The following is a 17,500-nucleotide window of genomic DNA, read 5'->3' on the forward strand; positions in this document are numbered from 1 at the left end:
CCTCACCACTCCGAAGCCGAGTACACGACCGCGCGCTGGGCCGGGTCGCCCCAGGCCAGTTCGCGCAGCAGACTGGCCACGCCGTCGTTCGGGTCGAGCAGCTTGATCCCGCGCTCGGCGTAGGAGCGGCCCAGCTCCGCGCTGACCATGCCGCTGTGCGCGCCGACCGGAGCCCACGGTCCCCAGTGGACAGTGAGCGCGCGGTTTCCGGTGTGCCGCGACCATTCGGCGGCCATGCTTTCGAGGGCGTCGTTGGCCGCGGCGTAGTCGGCCTGGCCCCGGTTGCCCAGGGCGGCGGCGATGCTGCCGAAGAACACGACGAACTTCGTGTCCACGGCCAGGTCGCTCAGCTCGCCGAGCACCGCGCTCGCACCGCCGACCTTGGTGCCGTAGACCCGCTCGAACGACTTCGGGTCCTTGTCGGCGACCAGCCGGTCCTCGATGACACCCGCGGCGTAGATGACGCCGTCAAGCCTGCCGTGCTCGGTGTGCACCTGCTTGATCAGCTGCCGGACCGCGTCTCCGTCGCGCACGTCGAGGGTGTGGTACTCGGCGGTCGCGCCCGTGCCTCTGATCTCCCGCAGGGTCGCGGTGACCTCTCTGCGAGCGAGGATCTCGCGGGATTTCCGCTCGATCTGGGCGAGGTCACGCCCGCCGAGCCCGGCCAGCGCCGACCGCAGCCCGGCCAGGTCCCGGGCAACCAGGACGGTCGGGGGCTCCGGCTCGACGTCGAGCACGGTGCGGCCCGCGAGTTCGATGTGGCAGCCCGCGGCCTCGCCAATCGCGAGGGCCACCTGGGCGGTGATCCCGCGCGCTCCCCCGATGAGCAGCACGACGGAGTCGCGGCCCAGCCCGACGGCTTGCGCCTCGGCCGCGCCGGTGCCCGCCGGTCCCGCGCCGGAGGTGGCGAGGGAGCCGAGCGCCTTGGGCACCATGCGGTAGGCCTGCCTGCCCTCGGCGGTGACGATCACGGCGGGCTCGTCGCGGCCGGTGAGGACTTCGGTGACGATGAGCTCGGCGGTCTGTTCGTGGGTCATGGCCGGGTCCAGCTCGACGTGCCTGGCCACCAGTTCGGGGTATTCGCGGTGCAGGGACCGGAAAAGGCCGCGCAGCCCGGCGGCCACCGGCGTCGCGGCCGAGGCCGCCACCACCCACTTCGGCCCGCGGGCGAGCGCGGACTTCAGCAGCCCGAACGTGCCGGGCAGCACGGCGTCCTCGTCGTGCAGCGCGTGCAGCGAGATGAGGCCGTCGACCCGGTCGACGTCGGCGGCCAGTTCCGGCCTGCCCTGGAAGGGGATGGCCAGCGCGCCGCGCGCGGAGAGCTGGTCGGCCAGTTCGGTGGCCAGCGCCGGGTCGCCGCCCGCGATCAGGATGTGCTTGCCCGCCAGTGCCATCATGTCGGCACTCGGCTCGGCGGCGGCCGCCACCAACTCCAGCACGTAGCGCTGCGCGGGCGAACCCTCGACACCCAATGGCGGCGCCTTGTCCGCCACGGAACCCGCCATGGCGGCCGCGGTGCGGGCCTTGACCAGCACCTCGACCTGGTCCTGGCCCAGCCCGAGCCGCACGGCGACCTCACCGGCGATCTCGGTCCGCTTGATCGAGTCGATGCTCAGGTCGGCTTCCAGATCGATGGTCGGGCTGATCATCTCGGGCGGGTAGCCGGTGCGGGCGGCGATCACCTCGATCACGACACCGAGCGGACCGACCGCCGAAACCTTTGCCACGACGGCAGGTTCGGTCCCGGTCGCCGGTGCCAAGACCGGAGCTTCCGTCCCGGTCGCCTGCGCCATCGCGGCGGCGGTCCGAGCTTTGACCAGCACCTCGACCTGGTCCTGGCCCAGCCCAAGCCGCGACGCGACCGCACCGGCGATCTCCGTGCGCTTGATCGAGTCCACACTCAGATCCGCTTCCAAGTCCACCGCGGGGTCGATCATCTCGACCGGGTATCCCGTCCGACCCGCGATGACCTCGATCACCACGGCGAGCGCGTCGACTGCCTGGGGCACCGGCGCGGCGGCGGTCTTCGTTCCGCCCGCGGCCTGGGCCATCGCGGCGGCCGTGCGGGTCTTCACCAGAGCGTCGATAACGTTCTGGCCGGTCAGACCCAACCGGGTCGCGACCTCGCCGGCGATCTCCGTGCGCTTGATCGAGTCCACGCTCAGATCAGCTTCCAGATCCACCGCGGGGTCGATCATCTCCACCGGATACCCGGTGCGGGCGGCGATCACCTCGACCACCACCGACAGCGCGTCCGGCGCGACAACCGCGGGGCGGGCGGCCACGGGTGCGGCGATCGGCTCCATGGCGGGCCGCGCGGCGGGTTGCACGGCCGGCTGCGCCACGGGCGCCGAACCCAGGTAGCCCAGCAGGACATCCCGCTGCGCCGCGATGAGTTCTCGGCTCGTGCGCAGGAAGTCGCTCACCATCTCGTCGCGGTCCGACGCGGCGGGCACCGCCACCGCGGGACCCGCCAACGTGACCTTGCGCGCGGGTGCCAGGCCCACGTAGCTGCCGTCCACGGTCCGGACGAAGCTGCCGTCGATCGTCCACCCCGGACGCGCGGGCGGGGTGAGGGTGCTGACGTCCTTGGCGTCGCGGCCGCTGAACAGCCAGCCCGTGCGGACGTCGATCCCGGCGACCGCCAGCCGGGCCACCGCGTCGAGCAGGCCCGGGATGCCGCCGTTGTCGCAGGCGATCACGGTGTGCGGCCGGTCGCCGAGGATGCGGCCGACGAGTCCACTGAGGACACGCCCGGCGCCCGCCTCGAGGAAGATCCGCACGCCGTCGGCGTACATCGCCTCGACCTGGTCGGCGAAGCGCACTGGGGAGCCGATCTGGGCGGCCAGTTCGGCGCGGACGCCGTCTGGGTCGGTCGGGTACGCGCTCGCGGTGCGGTTGGACCACACGGGGACCTCGGGTGCGCTGACCGGCACACCGGCCAGCACCTCGGCGAAGGTCTTGCCCGCGCCGGCCGCGAGCGGGCTGTGGAACGCGCACGCCACGGGAATGCGCTGAGCCGACAAACCGGCCGCCCGCAGGGCTTCCAGGGCCGCTTCGACATCCGCGGTCGGCCCGGACACCACCACCTGCCGTGGACCGTTGTCGTTGGCGATGACCACGGTCCCGGACAGCTTGTCGAGCACGGCCGCGGTGTCGGCACGGCTCGCGGAGACCGCGGCCATCGTGCCGGGGTCCTCGCCCGCCGCACCGAGGATGGCCTCGGCGCGAGCGGTGCTCAGGCTCATCAGGGTGCCCGCGTCGAGCGCGCCCGCGGCGGCGAGTGCGACGAGTTCGCCGTAGCTGTGCCCGCCGAAGGCGTCGGCGGTGACGCCGAGCCGGGTCAGCAGGTGGTGCACGGCGAGGCCGGTCAGGCCCAGCGCGGGCTGCGCGACCCTGGTGTCGCGCAGGGCGTCGGCCTGCGCGGTCGAGCCGCCCGGGCCGAACGCGGACGGCGGGAAAATCACACTGGTGTCCATGCCGACCGCGCGGGCCAGCCTGCCCAGTTCGGGGAACGCGACGAACAGGTCCGCGAGCATCCCCGGGCGCTGGCTGCCCTGGCCGGGGAACAGCACTGCGAGTTTGCCGGAGGGCCCGCCCTCGACGTGCAGTCCGGGCGTGGACTGACCGGCGACAGCGGCCCGCAGCTGGATCGCCAGCTCGTCCAGATCCTTGGCCACCACGGCGATGCGGACCGGTGTGCGGTCGCGATCGGCGCGCTCGGCGGCGGTCCGCGCGAGGTCGCGCAGCGTCCACGGCCTGCCGTGCGCGTCGTTGGTGGTGACCAGGGTCAGCAGCCGCTCGACCTGCCTGCGCGCGGTCGCGTCGTCGGCGCCGCGGAACACGAGCAGCTCGGCGGGCCACTCGCGCAGGCCGTGGCGGACCGCGTCGGAGCGCTGGTGGCCGCGCAGCACGACGTGGAAGTTGGTGCCGCCGAAGCCGAACGCGCTGACCCCGGCGACCCGGTGGTCGGGCCGCTGGGTCCACGGAGCGGCCTTGCCGTGGAAGACGAACGGGCTGGTCCGCGGGTCCCACGCCGGATTGGGCTCGGTGACGTGCAGCGTCGGCGGCTTGACTCCGGTGTGCACCGCCAGCGCGGCCTTGATCAGGCCGGCGAGCCCGGCCGCGCACTTGGTGTGCCCGATTTGCGACTTCACCGACCCGATGACGCAGCTGCCCGGCGCGGCGCCCGCCTCGGTGAAGACGGCGTCCAAAGTGGACAGCTCGGTGCGGTCGCCGACGACGGTGCCGGTGCCGTGCGCCTCGACCAGGCCGATCTCGGTCGGCGACACCCGCGCGGTGCGGTAGGCGCGCTCGATCGCGCGGCGCTGGCCGTCCGGGCGGGGAGCGGTCAGGCCCAGCGCCTTGCCGTCGCTGCCGCTGCCGACACCGCGGATCACCGCGTACACCCGGTCGCCGTCGCGCTCGGCGTCGGCCAGGCGCTTGAGGACCACGACGGCCACGCCCTCGCCGAGGGCGATGCCGTCGGCCGAGGAGTCGAAGGTCGCGCAGCGGCCCGTCTTGGACAGCGCGCCGACCGAGGAGAACAGGAGGTAGTCGTCGACCGCGTTGTGCAGGTCGGCGCCGCCGCACAGGACCATGTCGCTGGTGCCGCCGACGAGTTCCTTGCAGCCGATGTCGACCGCGGCCAGCGACGACGCGCAGGCGGCGTCGACGGTGTAGTTGGCGCCGCCGAGGTCGAGCCGGTTGGCGATGCGACCGGAGATGACGTTGGCCAGCCTGCCGGGGAACGTGTCCTCGCTCAGCTCGGGGAGCTGGTCGGCCAGCTGCTCCGGGACCGCGCCGAGGTACTCGGGCAGGGCCATGCGCAGGGTCTGCGCGGTGGCCAGGTCGCTGCCCGCCTCCGCGCCGAACACCACACTCGTGCGGTCGCGGCCCGGTCCGCCGTCGGGATAGCCCGCGTCGGCGAGGGCACGGCGGGCCGCTTCGAGGGCCAGCAGCTGCACCGGCTCGATGGCGGCCAGGGTCGACGGCGGGATGCCGTAGCTCAGCGGGTCGAACGGGATCTCGGGCAGGAAGCCGCCCCACTTCGACGGGGTGCGGCCGGGGCCGCCGCCCGCGGCGTAGTAGGTGTCGACGTCCCAGCGGCCCGCGGGCACCTCGGTGACCTGGTCCGCGCCACCGACCACAGTGGACCAGAAGGCGGCGAGTGTGTCGGCGCCGGGGAACATCGCGGACATGCCGACGATGGCGATGTCGAGCGGCGGCAGCTCAGGTGTGCCCGCCGGCATGTCCATATGGGACCGCAGCACGGTGGATCGCTTGTTCCACAACGCGACCGCGCCGGAGGTGACCTCGGCGTGCAGGGCGGCGATGGTGGTCGGCTGGGACCGCAGCACTGCGACGTCGCCCGCCATGAACAGACCCTGGTCGAGCTGGTCGTCCTCGTTGACGGCGACGAGTTCGTCGCCCTCGCGGCGCACTCCCTTGCTGGCGATGCGCAGCCTGCCGGTGTTGAGCGACTCCAGCCGCTCCCACACCTCGCGCTCGGGCACGCCTTGGTCGAGCAGTTCCTTGCCCAGCGAGTGGAAGGACTCGGTGAACGGGCTGCTCACGCACCGGGTCGCGTGGCCGGGGGCGGTGCGCAGCAGCTCGGTGTGCGTCGCGGCCAAAACCTGGCGCTGGAACACCGGCCGCACGGCGCCGCAGGTGACGGCTTCCTCGGTGAACAGGTAGCCGGTGCCCATCAGGACACCGACACCGGCGCCCTTGCGCACCAGCGGGTCGGCGACCGCGGCGACGGTCGCGGCGGAGCGCGCGTCGTGGATGCCGCCCGCGAAGAGCAGGTGCAGCTCGTCGGCACGCAGGCCGGCGTCGACCGCCTCGATCAGGACGGCGACCTGCGCCTCCCAGAGGGCGAAGCTCGACAGCGGGCCGACGTGGCCGCCGCACTCGGCGCCCTCGAAGACGAACCGGCGCGCGCCCGCGGCGAGGAACTGGCTCAGCAGACCGGAGGACGGCACATGCAGGAACGTGGCGATGCCCTCGTCCTCCAGCACGCGGGCCTGGTCGGGCCGGCCGCCGGCGATGAGCGCGGTGGCCGGTCGCATCTCCTTGATGACCGCGAGCTGCGCGGCGCGGATTCCCTCGGGGGCGAACCCGAGGACTCCGACGCCCCAAGGCCGCTCCCCCAGGGTTTCCCGGGTCTCGGTGAGCAGCGCACGCGTCTGGTCCTCTGTGGACAGGGCGAGCGCGACGAACGGCAGCGCTCCCTGTCCGGCGACGGCGGCGGCGAACGCGGCCTGGTCGCTGACTCGGGTCATCGGCCCCTGCGCGACCGGCAGCGCGGTGCCCAGCGCACGGGCGAGAGCCGACCCCTCGGCCAGCGCCGCGACACCGGGCGCCAGCGCGGAGCGGACCGCGGTGAGCACGGCCCGGACGGCGCGGGCGACGCTCCCATGGGAGCGCGCGAACCGCTGCGCCAGAAAGACATCCTGGCCCGCGGCGACCAGCCCGCCCGCCGCCACCCGGGTGGCCACCGTCGACTCGTCGAGATCGGCGGGCAACGGTTCGGCGGTGCGGTCGGGCAGCACCCGGTGCCCGCCGACGAGGACGGTCGCGGAGGCGTCGCCGGTGGCCGGCGCCGCACAGGCGTGCGCGGGCAGTTCGGCCTCGGGAAGCAGCGACAGTTGGGTCTCCAGGACGACGCCCGCGGCGCCGGCCACGACGGCACCCGCGGCGGTGTTCGGGCCGATTCCGCCGCACACCCACACCGGCACCGTGAGGTCCGGGTCGCTGAGCACCTGCTGCAGCAGCACGAACGAGCCGAGCGACCCGACCCGTCCACCCGCTTCGCTCCCCCGCAGGATGACGCCGTCGGCGCCATTTTCGGCCGCCCGCAACGCTTCGGCGGCTGAGGTGGCCTCGACCAGCACGAAGAAGTGGTCCGGGATGTCGGCGAGCGCCCACGGGGAGTCCCAGCCGAGCACGACGGCGGCGATTCGGCTCGAGCGGTCTCCCAGCAGGGCAAGGAAATCCTCGACCGTCAGCGCGCAGGAATGCGGCACCCGGACGCCGATCGGCGCGTCCTCGGCCACCCGGACGACCGAGGCCAGCGCCTCCCGGGCCGCCCGGTCGCCGCTGCCCAGATCGAGGACTCCCAGCCCGCCCGCGCCGCTGACCGCCGCGCACAGGGCGGCGTCGGCCGCACCGGGCGCGGTGATCCCGATGACGAGATCGGGCCGTTCGACTCTCGCTGGCATGTCGCCTCCGCTGTTGGTGTTCCGCGATCGGGCGCGGGCCCAGGTCACGCCTTGATCCGCGGGCGTGCGGCGGACTGCTGGTTGGTCACCCACGCCTGGGGGTCGGCGGCCTTGCTCGCGTAGAGGTCGGCGATCTCCGGGTGGGGAAGGATGAGGAACCGGTCGTCGATCACGCCTTGGGCCGCGGCTTCGGCGACCTCTTCGGCGGTGATGATCGGCGCGACGTCGGCGACGGCCCGCGCGGCGGGGTGGCCCGCTTCCAGGCCCGCCATGAGCAGGTCGGTGCGCACACCCATCGGGCACAGCGCGCTGACCGTGACGCCGAGGCCGCCGTAGGTGAACGCCAGCCACTCCGCGAGTCCGACCGCGGCGTGCTTGGTCACCGAGTACGGGGCGTCGCCGGGCAGGCCGAGCAGGCCGACGGCGCTCGCGGTGATCATGAGGTGTCCGCTGTGCCTGCGGGCCATCGCGGGCAGCACGGCCTGGGCCAGGTGCACGTGCGCGAGCACGTTGACCGACCAGCAGCGGGCCCAGTCGCCGTCACCGGCGTGGATTCCCATTCCGGTGGCGATACCGGCGTTGGAGCAGACGATGTCGACGCCGTCGTATTCCTTCTCGGCGAGCTTGACCAGCCCGGTGATCTGGTCCCGGTCGCTGACGTCGACGCGCACGCCGATCGACGGGACCCCGAGCGAGCGGACCTGGGCCGCGACCCGCTGGGCGCCGAGTTCATCGATATCGGTGACAAGAACTCCGCGCGGGCGTTCGTGAGCGAAACGCAGTGCCATCGCGGCGCCGATTCCACGACCCGCACCGGTGATAACCAGTGATTTATCCTGAATTTCCACGAGGCTCCTCACCGGCCAGACCGGACCGTATGGACACCCGACCAAACGAGTGACACCCATCCGGCGCTGTTGAGCGAAGTTAGAAGGCGCGTGTGAGGGGCGTCAAGCCGGCCCGGACAACCTCGTGCACCACACAACAAGGGTCTCGCAAACCTTGTTCGAATGTGAGTGACACCGCTCGGACCAGGCGATCGACCCCGCCGATGTTTGCCCACCAGGCGGGACCCGAATTATATTGACGGCTTCTGAGCTTTCCGGAAACACTCGGCTCGGCCATCGTTCTTATTTCACCGTGAGCAAGATGGGCGCTAAACCTGTGCAGAAGAGCGAAACATCACCGAGCGTGATCAAGGGGCCGTGGCTGCTGGCTGGGGCGATCTTCGTCGGTTACGCGGTGATGTCCCTGGCCCGGTTCCAGCGCATCGCGCACGGCTCGTTCGACCTGGCGTTGTTCACCCAGGCCGTGGCCGGGTACGCCAAGTTCGAGCCGCCGATCTCGAACGTGCGGGAACACGGGTACAACGTGCTCGGGGAGCACTTCCACCCGATCCTCGCCCTGCTCGGGCCGCTGTACCGGCTCTGGCCGAGCCCGATGACCCTGCTGGTGGCGCAGGCGCTGCTCATCGCGGTGTCGGTCGTGCCGATCACCCGGCTGGCCATCGAGCGGCTCGGCACCGGCTCGGGCTACGCCGTCGGCGCCGCGTACGGGCTGTCCTGGGGGCTGCAGGCCGCGGTCGACTTCGACTTCCACGAGATCGCGTTCGCCGTCCCGCTCATCGCGTTCTCGCTGGTGGCGGTCATGGAGCAGCGCTTCCCGCACGCGATCCTGTGGGCGCTGCCGCTGGTGCTCGTCAAGGAGGATCTCGGGTTCATCGTCGCCGGCATTGGCCTGGTCATCGCCATTCGCGGCAAGCGACTCGCGGGCGCTGTTCTGGGCGTGTTCGGTATCGGGGCGACGCTGATCGCGATCGGAATACTCATCCCCGCGATAAACCCTGAGGGCAAATACCCGTTCTGGAAGCAGGCGGGCGGAGCCGACCCGACCGCGGAACAGGGTCCGTTCGGCATGATTTCCGCGTTGGGCGAGCAGCTGTGGACGTCGGGCGACGTGAAGGTCCACACCCTGTTCCTGTTGTTGCTACCGACCGCTTTCCTCGCAGTGCGGTCACCGATCGCCTTGATCGCGGTCGTCCCGCTCGGGCTGCGGTTCATCTCGCCCAACGAGTTCTACTGGGGCACCACCTTCCACTACAGCGCACCGCTGATGCCGATCTTGTTCGTCGCCGCCATCGACTCCCTGATCCGCCTTCGCGCCGCCGAATCCACAGGTGAGGGGGTTCGAGACCGCGCGCGGAAGGCGTGGGCGACCCATGGCGCGATCGCCATGCTGGCCATCGCGATCGCCCTGACGGACAAGTTCCCGCTGTCGCAGTACTGGGACCCGAAGACCATGTTCTCCCCGGAGGAGCGGGTCGAGGCGGCGTGGGCGGCGATGGCGTTGGTCCCGGACGGGGCCACCGTGGAGACCACGCTGAACCTGCTCGCACCCCTGTCCGGGCGCACCGATACCTATTGGGTCGGACATGCGAACAACCCGGTGCCGCAGTACGTCGTCTTCGACCAGAAGCACAGTGGGGCGCCGGTCCCGCCCGCGGACCCGCTGCGCTGGATTTCGGAGCGGCACGGGGGCGCCGCATTCGAGACGATCTACGCCGACAGCCACGGGATGTACGTCTTCGTGTCCTTAGGCGATGCCCCATCCCGGTGAGAGTTGTCCCACACAGTCCAACCGGTCGGTCGAAAATATTCGCCCATGACAAAGGTTGAAGAGATTTCGCGATGCGCACCGGGAAACCTTGCGTGGCCAAAGTCCCAAAGCTAGTTTCCTTAATGGTAGCGAGCCTGTCACAAAACCACTCGCAACCTTCCCGGCCACTCTTGCCAGATCGGTCTCCGCTGACGACTGCGCACCGGAGCCCGCGGTATTCGTATCACCGTTGATACCACGAAAGGATGATTGTGAATCATCGCAGAGGTTCAAAGAAATTGACCGCGGTATTGGCCTCGGTCACCACTGCCGGGCTGGTGGGCGCCGGCCTTTTCATCGGTGCGGGCACGAGCGCGGCCGCTGCCACTCTTGACCTGGGCTACGGTTGCACCTTCCCCCTGATCGACGTTCAGCCGGTCCAGGTGAAGATCAACGCCGACATTCCCGACACGATCACCGCGGGCGTGCCGACCGGTGAGTTCACCATCGAGGCCCTGTCCACTCTGAACGAGGACACCACGACCGGCCTCAAGCTGGTCAAGGTCGCCACGATCGAGGGCACCGCGATCGCCACCGCGCACATCACCGCGCCTGGCTTCGACACCGACCTCGACGTGCCGATCACCGTGGAGAAGACCACCATCCCCGCTTCGGGTGGCTTCACCGTCCGCGCGACCGGCAAGACCCCGTCGCTGAAGTTCCCGCAGGCGGGACCCATCAAGATCACCGTCCACGGCCTCGTGCTGACCATCACCGCCAAGAAGGCTGACGGCACCCTGGCCAGCATCCCGCCGTCGAACCCGTTCGACGCGCCGTGTGTGCAGAACCCGGGCCAGAACAACGTTCTGAAGGAAGGCCAGATCCTCCCGGGCGGCGGTGGCACGACCACGCCGACCACTCCGCCCAGCACCACTAACCCCACCACCACCCAGCCGCCGGTCACGACGACCACCACCCAGCCGCCGGTCACGACGACCACCACGAAGCCGCCGGTCACCACGACTCCGCCCAGCGGCGGCGTCAAGTACGGCTACAACCTGGCGGGCAAGTCGAACCTGAAGAACATGTCCGGTGATATCCCGCTGAAGGGCACCATCGACGCCAACCTGGTGCTGTCAACCAAGAAGTTCACCGCGGACCTGGTCCTGAACCCGGCCACGGCCAACCTGAGCATCATGGGCTTCCTGCCCGTCGTGTCCAAGGTCGAGTTCGTCAACGAGCGTCAGGTCTCCGGCTCCATCGAGGCTGACGGAACCCTCAAGGCCAACGCACTGCTGACCATCAAGCTGCCGCAGGTCAGCCTGTTCGGCTTCCCGATCAGCCAGAGCGCGGACTGCAAGACCGTCGCCCCGTCCGACATCAACCTGGCCTCGGCGCCCGGCTTCGATATCATCGCCGGCGGTCAGCTCACCAGCACGTACACCATCGCCCCGCTCAAGGGCTGTGGCTCGTTCAACGACTTCATCAGCGGCTTCGCTGCCGCGGCGGGCAACACCATCGCGGTCAACCTGACCTCGAAGTAAGCACGCAGTACCGCTCCACAGGGAAGTAGCACCGCTCCACCGCTCCACCACCGGAGGGCCCCGCCGCATCGCGGCGGGGCCCTCCTTTACGTTCCGTACCAGGGAGACCAGGCACGGTCCTGGGGAAGTGCGTGCAGCACTGCGGCGGAGGTGTGGCAGATGGGTATGCGCTCGAACCCCTACCCTCGCCCCGCCCGCCCCGACTCACCCGCCCAGCGACACCAGCCACCCACCCATCCGCGAGTCGCCCGTTCCCGACAACGAGTTCAACGTTCAGGCCATCGAGTTCGTGCGTCGAGGCCTGCAAACGGGAGGTTCGCTGGGTGCGCCTGAGACTGAACGTTGAACTCGTTGTCGGGAACGAGGAACTCGCTTGCTGAACTGCGAACTCGATGGCCTGAACGGGGAACTCGTTGTCGGGAACGGGCGACTCGCGGGTGGGGGCTGGTGTTGCTGGGCGGGGGTGGCGTTGGGTGGTGGACAACGAAGAGGCCGGGAGCAAGAGCTCCCGGCCTCTTCGTTGTGTCTGGTTACGGGCAGTTGGGAGTGGCCGGAGTTCCCGCCACCCGGTCCTTGAGGAACGTCATGGCGTCAGCGTTCCCCGTGAAGATCCCGGTGATGTGGTCAGTCGGGTACGCCTTCCACGTCAGGTTCACACCCGCTCGGCAGTACGTCTTGTGCAACGTGTCGGCCTGTCCAAAGGCGACGACGTCATCGCTGGACCCGTGGTACTGGAAGACCGGCACCTTGACCGGCATGGTGCCGAGCTTGTTCTTCGCGACAGCGGCCAGGAGAGCCTCCTGGACCGGGGTGTCGGTGGTGTACTCGGACAGGGCCTTGTTCTTGTACTTCAGCAGCAATTCCAGAGTGCAAGACTCGTTCTGGACGTCGGCGACCGCGGCGCGGCCGGCGTCGTTCAGGTATGACGCGAGTTTGATCTCCGGGTAGGCGTTGTCGAGGCCCACCAAGGCATACAGCAGGAAGCCGAAGCCGCGGCTGCCGTCGAGCTTGAGGGTGACCTGAACCAGATCCCCCGGGACACCGCCGGCGACGATGCCCGCGAGTTTGATGTCCTGGCCGTACTCGGGTTGCAGCTGGCCCGCCCACAGTGCCGCGCCGCCGCCCTGGGAGTAGCCGCGGAAGAACACCGGCGCGGTCGTGGAAAGCTTGGCCGCGGGCAGTTTCTGGCCCGCCCGGACCATGTCGATCACCGCGCGGCCCTCGGACAGGCCGGTGATGTAGGTGGTCTTCGGGTTGACGTGGTAGCCCGCGTAGTCGGTCATCACGACCGCGTAGCCGCTCTTGAGCATGTCGGCGATCGCCGGGCGCTCGTAGCCCGCGCCCACGGCCAGCATCGACGAAGGCGCGCAGCGGAAGGCGCCGCCGTGGGTGCCGGAGGCGAAGCTGACGATGGGGGCGGTGGCCGGGTTCGCGGTCTTGGGCACCAGGATCGTCCCGGTGACCGCGTTCGGGGCGCCGTCCTCGTCGGTCGACAAGTACATGACCTGCCACGAGTTCACCGTGCCGGTGAACTGCGGCGCGGGGCTCGGCCGCCAGCGGATGACGTCACCGCGCGCGCCCGCGGGCAGGGGCGACGGTGGGGTGTAGAACGAGTCGTCGGTCGGGCCGGGGTCGGCGGGGGCCGGGCCCGCGGCCGCGGACGGGGTGCTCACGAGAGCCACGGCCGAAGCCGCGACCATCAGAACCGTGGCGACAGCGGAGAGCCGGGTCTTGCGCCGCGCCGCCTTATGCGAGGAGTGAGTGAAGAGAGAGCGCACCGCTCGACCTCCGAGTCAGTAGTGGCAGTAGGTGGATGGGGACGCCCGGTGCGGGTCAGACGCGCACCGCGCGTCCCCTGTGGACTGTCAGCGACGGCGGGCGCGCAAGCGCATCACGAGGATCATGTTGGCGCCCAACCCGATCAGCAGCAGGCCGATGCCGAGCGGCCACGCCACGGAGGCACCGGTGTCGGCGAGTTCGCTGGTCGAGCTGTTGCTCGTGGGGACGTATCCGCCCACACCACCGGAGGGCACCTGGGTGTTGACCACCGGCAGAGTGGTGACCGTGGTGGTCGTCGGCTCAGTGGTCGGCTGTGTCGAGCTCGTGGGCTGAGTCGTCGGCTGCGTCGAACTGGTCGGCCGCGTCGAGCTCGTGGGCTGCGTGGAGCTGGTGGGCTGAGTCGAGCTCGTCGGCTTAGTCGAGCTGGTCGGCGCCGTCGTGGTGGGCTCGGTGGTGGGCTGGGTCGAGCTGGTCGGCGCCGTCGTTGTCGGCTCAGTGGTCGGCTGTGTCGAGCTCGTGGGCTCAGTCGTCGTGGGCTCAGTGGTCGGCTGAGTCGAGCTCGTGGGCTCAGTCGTCGTAGGCTCGGTCGTCGGCTGAGTCGAGCTGGTCGGCTGAGTCGAGCTCGTGGGCTCAGTCGTCGTAGGCTCGGACGTCGGCTGAGTCGAGCTCGTCGGCTGGGTCGAGCTGGTCGGCTGCGTCGTCGATGGCGATGTGGTCGGCGTGGTGGTGCCGCCACCGCCGCCCGGGAGAATCTGGCCTTCCTTCAACACATTGTTCTGACCTGGATCCTGGGCGCACGGCGCGTCGAACGGGTTCGATGGCGGGATGCTCGCCAGCGAACCGTCGGCCTTCCTCGCGGTAATCTTCAGGTTCAGGTCGTGCACGGTGATCTTGATCGGCCCGGCCTGCGGAAACTTCAGCGAGGGCGTCTTGCCGGTCGCGCGCACGGTGAAGCCGCCCGACGCGGGAATCGCCGTCTTCTCCACGGTGACCGGAACGTCCAGGTCGGTGTCGAAACCGGGTGCCGTGATGTGCGCGGTCGAGATGGCCGAACCCTCGATCGTGGCGACCTTGACCAGCTTGAGGCCGGTTGTGGTGTCCTCGTTCAGAGTGGACAGGGCCTCGATGGTGAACTCGCCGGTCGGCACGCCCACGGTGATGGTGTCGGGGATGGCCGCGTTGATGTGCACCTTGACCGGCTGCACATCGATCAGCGGAAAGGTGCAGGAGTAGTTCAGGTCCAGGCTCGCGGACGCGGCCGCGGTCCCACTGCTCGCGAACAACCCGGCCACCACCGCGACTGTCGCCGTGGCGGCCACTCCGGCGGCCATCTTCCCGTTCATCCGTGTCCTCATAGGTCCTCTTTCACGTGCGCACACTTGGTGCTACTTAGCGGTCAGTGTCAGGTCGAGCTTGTTGCCGTCCGCGGCGACGAAGCCGCTGATGTAGTCGTTGAAGCCGCCGCAGCCCTTGAGCGGGGCGATGGCGTACGTGCCGGTGAGCCTGCCGCCGGCGATGACGTCGAAGTTGGCGCCCGACTGCAGCGGGATGTCCGACGGGGCAACGGTTTTACAGTCCGCGCTCTGGCTGATCGGGAAGCCGAACAGGCTGATCTGCGGCAGCTTGATCGTGACCTTGGAAGCCGATCTGAGCACCCCGCCCGCATCGATGTTCCCGGACGTCTGTCCGACGTTCTCGAACTCCACTTTGGACACCACGGGCAGGAAGCCCATGATGGTCAGATTCGCGGTCGTGGGGTTCAACGCCAGTGCGGCGGTGAACCGCTTGGTCGCCAGGACCAGCTCGGCGTCGATGGTCCCGGAGATCGGGATGTCACCGGTGAGGTTCTTGAGGTTCGACTTGCCCTTGATGGCGTAGCCATACGTCACCCCGGTCGGCGGCGGCGAGGTGGTGACGGTGGTGCTCCCACCGCCGCCCGCGACGAAGCTGAGCAGCTCCGGGTTCTGGCCGGGGACAAGGGTGCACGGCGAGACGATGTCGCCGATGCCGGTGTAGCTGCTGTCGGCCTTCTTCGGTGTGACGAAGGCGGTGTAGCCCTTCATCGTCACCGACACCGGGCCGGGCTCGGGCGCGAACTCCGGGACGGACCCGGTGACCGTCATGTCGAAGGGCCCGCTGTCGGGGATCGTGGTCTTCGCGACAGCCAGGCCGGGCAGCTTGATGTTCAGGTTCGCGCCGCCGGTGGCGACGTTGACCGCGGCGTCGGCGGTACCTTCGAGGGTCGCCGAGCCCACTTCACGCAGGCCGGCCGTCGAGGTCGCGGGCACGGTGGCGGTCGTCTTGAAGTTCGTTGTCCGCACCGGGTCGCCGGGCGCGGCGGGCAGGGTGAAGGTGGCCTGGATCCTGGTCTTGAGCGTCTGCATGCCCAGCAGCGGGAAGGGGCAGGTGAAGTCCAGCGTCTTGTCGACATCGACCTGCTGGGCCGCCGCACCGGTCCCGGCGCCGACAAGCAGTCCTGCGGCGACCATCCCGGCGGCGAAGGCGCCGGACAGTCCCGCGGCCAACTTCGTCGATTTCATACCAATCCTCATCGGTCCTCTTCCGTGTCTGCTGACTTCGCCTGACGCGGCGCGCGGGGGTAGTGGGGCGCGGTCGCGCCGACCGCTCGCCCCGGTGCGGATGAACCGCACCGGGGCGAGCGGGGGTCACACGTCGCGCGGCTGGATCACTTCTTCGTGAGCGCGATCTCAATCGTGTTGCCGGGGCCCGCGGTGAGGCTGTTGATCACCGGGGTGAACATGCCGCAGTTGGCGAACGGCGGGATGTCGTAGGTGCCGGCGAGGGTGCCGCCCGCGACCGGGTTGAAGCCCGGGTTCGAGGCGAGCGCGATCGACGTCGAGGACTTGCAGGACGAGCCGCCCGCGATGGAGAGCCCGAACACCTTGACGTTGGTCAGCACCAGGTCGACGGGGACGTTCGACTTGACCGAGCCGTCGGCGGCGATGGTGCCGGTGACCGGCCCGGACGGGACGATCTTCACCGTGGCCTGCGCGGGCAGGAACCCGAACAGGGCGAAGTTGATCCTCGTGCCGGGCAGGCTCAGGTCACCGGCGAAGGTGCCCTCGGCCAGCTTGACCCTGGCGTCGAGCTTGCCCGGTCCGATCAGCGCGGAGGCGTTGAGCTTCTTGATGTAGGTCTTGCCCTTGACCGTGTACGAGATGTCGATGACGTCGCCCGGCGGCTTGGTCGTCGTGGGCTGGGTCGTGGTGGGCTGAGTCGTGGTCGGCTCAGTGGTGGTCGGCTGGGTCGTCGTGGGCTCGGTCGTCGGCTGAGTCGTGGTGGTCGGCTCGGTCGTCGTGGGCACAGTGGTCGTCGGCTCAGTCGTGGTCGGCTGAGTCGTCGTGGGCTCGGTCGTCGTCGGCACAGTGGTCGTCGGCTCAGTCGTGGTCGGCTGAGTCGTGGTCGGCTGGGTCGTCGTCGGCACAGTGGTCGTCGGCTCAGTCGTGGTCGGCTGAGTCGTGGTCGGCTCGGTCGTCGTCGGCACAGTGGTCGTCGGCTCAGTCGTGGTCGGCTGAGTCGTCGTGGGCTCGGTCGTCGTCGGCACAGTCGTCGTCGGCTCAGTCGTGGTCGGCTGAGTCGTGGTCGGCTCGGTCGTCGTCGTCGTGGTCGTCGGCGTCGTGGGCTCAGTGGTCGGCTTCGGAAGGATCTGGCCTTCCTTCAGCACGTTGTTCTGACCCGGGTCCTGGGCGCACGGCGCGTCGAACGGGTTCGACGGCGGGATGCTCGCCAGCGAACCGTCGGCCTTCCTCGCGGTGATGGTCAGCAGCAGGTCGTGGACCGTGATCTTGATCGGGCCTGCCTGCGGGAACTTCAGCGACGGCGTCTTGCCGGTCGCGCGCACGGTGAAGCCGCCCGACGCGGGGATCGCCGTCTTCTCCACGACCACCGGAATGTCCAGGTCGGTGTCGAAACCGGGCGCCGTGATGTGCGCGGTCGAGATGGCCGAGCCCTCGATCGTGGCGACCTTGACCAGCTTCAGGCCGGTCGTGGTGTCCTCATTGAGGGTGGTCAGCGCCTCGATCGTGAACTCGCCAGTCGGCACGCCCGCGGTGATCGTGTCGGGGATGCCGGCGTTGATGTGCACCTTGACCGGCTGCACATCGATCAACGGGAACGTACATGAGTAGTTGAGGTCGAGTTCGGCCGCGGTGGCACCGCCCGCCGAGACGAACAGGCTGGTGGTCACCAGGCCGGTGACGGTGAGGCCCGCCAGCACGGCGGCGAGACGCCTCGGTTTTAACTTCCGGTGAGTCATTTGTTCTCCAACCGCACAAAAACGGGGACCGGTAATCTAGGGAAGAGCCTGCACAAAGCCGAGCCGACTATTACGTCGAAACG

The 17,500-nt window shown here is 69.7% G+C and carries 8 protein-coding genes; 2 read left to right on the top strand and 6 right to left on the bottom strand.

Annotation, left to right across the window (positions count from 1 at the left end):
• Positions 1-2: 2 nt before the first annotated feature.
• Positions 3-7,223: an SDR family NAD(P)-dependent oxidoreductase gene (locus ACUZ2Y_RS06550; protein WP_476327922.1), complete on the bottom strand. Its 7,221-nt coding sequence runs from the start codon at positions 7,221-7,223 to the stop codon at positions 3-5.
• Between the two features lie 44 nt (positions 7,224-7,267).
• On the bottom strand, positions 7,268-8,131 hold the full coding sequence (locus tag ACUZ2Y_RS06555; RefSeq protein ID WP_476327924.1) for an SDR family oxidoreductase: 864 nt from the start codon (positions 8,129-8,131) through the stop codon (positions 7,268-7,270).
• A 241-nt stretch (positions 8,132-8,372) separates the two neighbouring features.
• On the opposite strand from ACUZ2Y_RS06555, the gene ACUZ2Y_RS06560 reads away from it, so the two are divergent.
• Both ACUZ2Y_RS06560 and ACUZ2Y_RS06565 read left to right on the top strand, forming a co-directional pair.
• Positions 8,373-9,839 carry a DUF2079 domain-containing protein gene (locus ACUZ2Y_RS06560; protein ID WP_476327926.1) on the top strand — a complete coding sequence of 489 codons (1,467 nt, stop codon included), beginning with the start codon at positions 8,373-8,375 and terminating at the stop codon, positions 9,837-9,839.
• A 278-nt stretch (positions 9,840-10,117) separates the two neighbouring features.
• Positions 10,118-11,362: a DUF6801 domain-containing protein gene (locus ACUZ2Y_RS06565; RefSeq protein WP_476327928.1), complete on the top strand. Its 1,245-nt coding sequence runs from the start codon at positions 10,118-10,120 to the stop codon at positions 11,360-11,362.
• A gap of 530 nt (positions 11,363-11,892) precedes the next feature.
• Here the strand turns inward: ACUZ2Y_RS06565 and ACUZ2Y_RS06570 are convergent.
• From ACUZ2Y_RS06570 to ACUZ2Y_RS06585, 4 genes are all read right to left on the bottom strand, one after another.
• Positions 11,893-13,062, bottom strand: a complete 1,170-nt coding sequence (locus ACUZ2Y_RS06570) for a lipase family protein (RefSeq protein ID WP_476331619.1) — start codon at positions 13,060-13,062, stop codon at positions 11,893-11,895.
• Between the two features lie 165 nt (positions 13,063-13,227).
• The gene (locus ACUZ2Y_RS06575; protein ID WP_476327930.1) at positions 13,228-14,496 is read right to left on the bottom strand and encodes a DUF6801 domain-containing protein; all 1,269 of its coding nucleotides are present in this window, start codon (positions 14,494-14,496) and stop codon (positions 13,228-13,230) included.
• Between the two features lie 30 nt (positions 14,497-14,526).
• Positions 14,527-15,681 (bottom strand): DUF6801 domain-containing protein, encoded by a 1,155-nt coding sequence (locus ACUZ2Y_RS06580; RefSeq protein ID WP_476327932.1) that lies wholly within the window; start codon positions 15,679-15,681, stop codon positions 14,527-14,529.
• Between the two features lie 146 nt (positions 15,682-15,827).
• Positions 15,828-17,417, bottom strand: coding sequence for a DUF6801 domain-containing protein (locus tag ACUZ2Y_RS06585; RefSeq protein ID WP_476327934.1), 1,590 nt, complete (start codon positions 17,415-17,417; stop codon positions 15,828-15,830).
• Positions 17,418-17,500: the final 83 nt, after the last annotated feature.

Source organism: Actinokineospora sp. UV203 (assembly GCF_056323665.1).

Excerpts from the sequence above, each read along its gene's own strand:
- ACUZ2Y_RS06560 (WP_476327926.1), top strand. The coding sequence starts at position 8,373 with ATGGGCGCTAAACCTGTGCAGAAGAGCGAAACATCACCGAGCGTGATC.
- ACUZ2Y_RS06570 (WP_476331619.1), bottom strand. The coding sequence starts at position 13,062 with ATGGTCGCGGCTTCGGCCGTGGCTCTCGTGAGCACCCCGTCCGCGGCC.
- ACUZ2Y_RS06575 (WP_476327930.1), bottom strand. The coding sequence starts at position 14,496 with ATGAGGACACGGATGAACGGGAAGATGGCCGCCGGAGTGGCCGCCACG.
- ACUZ2Y_RS06580 (WP_476327932.1), bottom strand. The coding sequence starts at position 15,681 with ATGAAATCGACGAAGTTGGCCGCGGGACTGTCCGGCGCCTTCGCCGCC.
- ACUZ2Y_RS06585 (WP_476327934.1), bottom strand. The coding sequence starts at position 17,417 with ATGACTCACCGGAAGTTAAAACCGAGGCGTCTCGCCGCCGTGCTGGCG.
- ACUZ2Y_RS06550 (WP_476327922.1), bottom strand. The coding sequence starts at position 7,223 with ATGCCAGCGAGAGTCGAACGGCCCGATCTCGTCATCGGGATCACCGCG.
- ACUZ2Y_RS06555 (WP_476327924.1), bottom strand. The coding sequence starts at position 8,131 with ATGGGTGTCACTCGTTTGGTCGGGTGTCCATACGGTCCGGTCTGGCCG.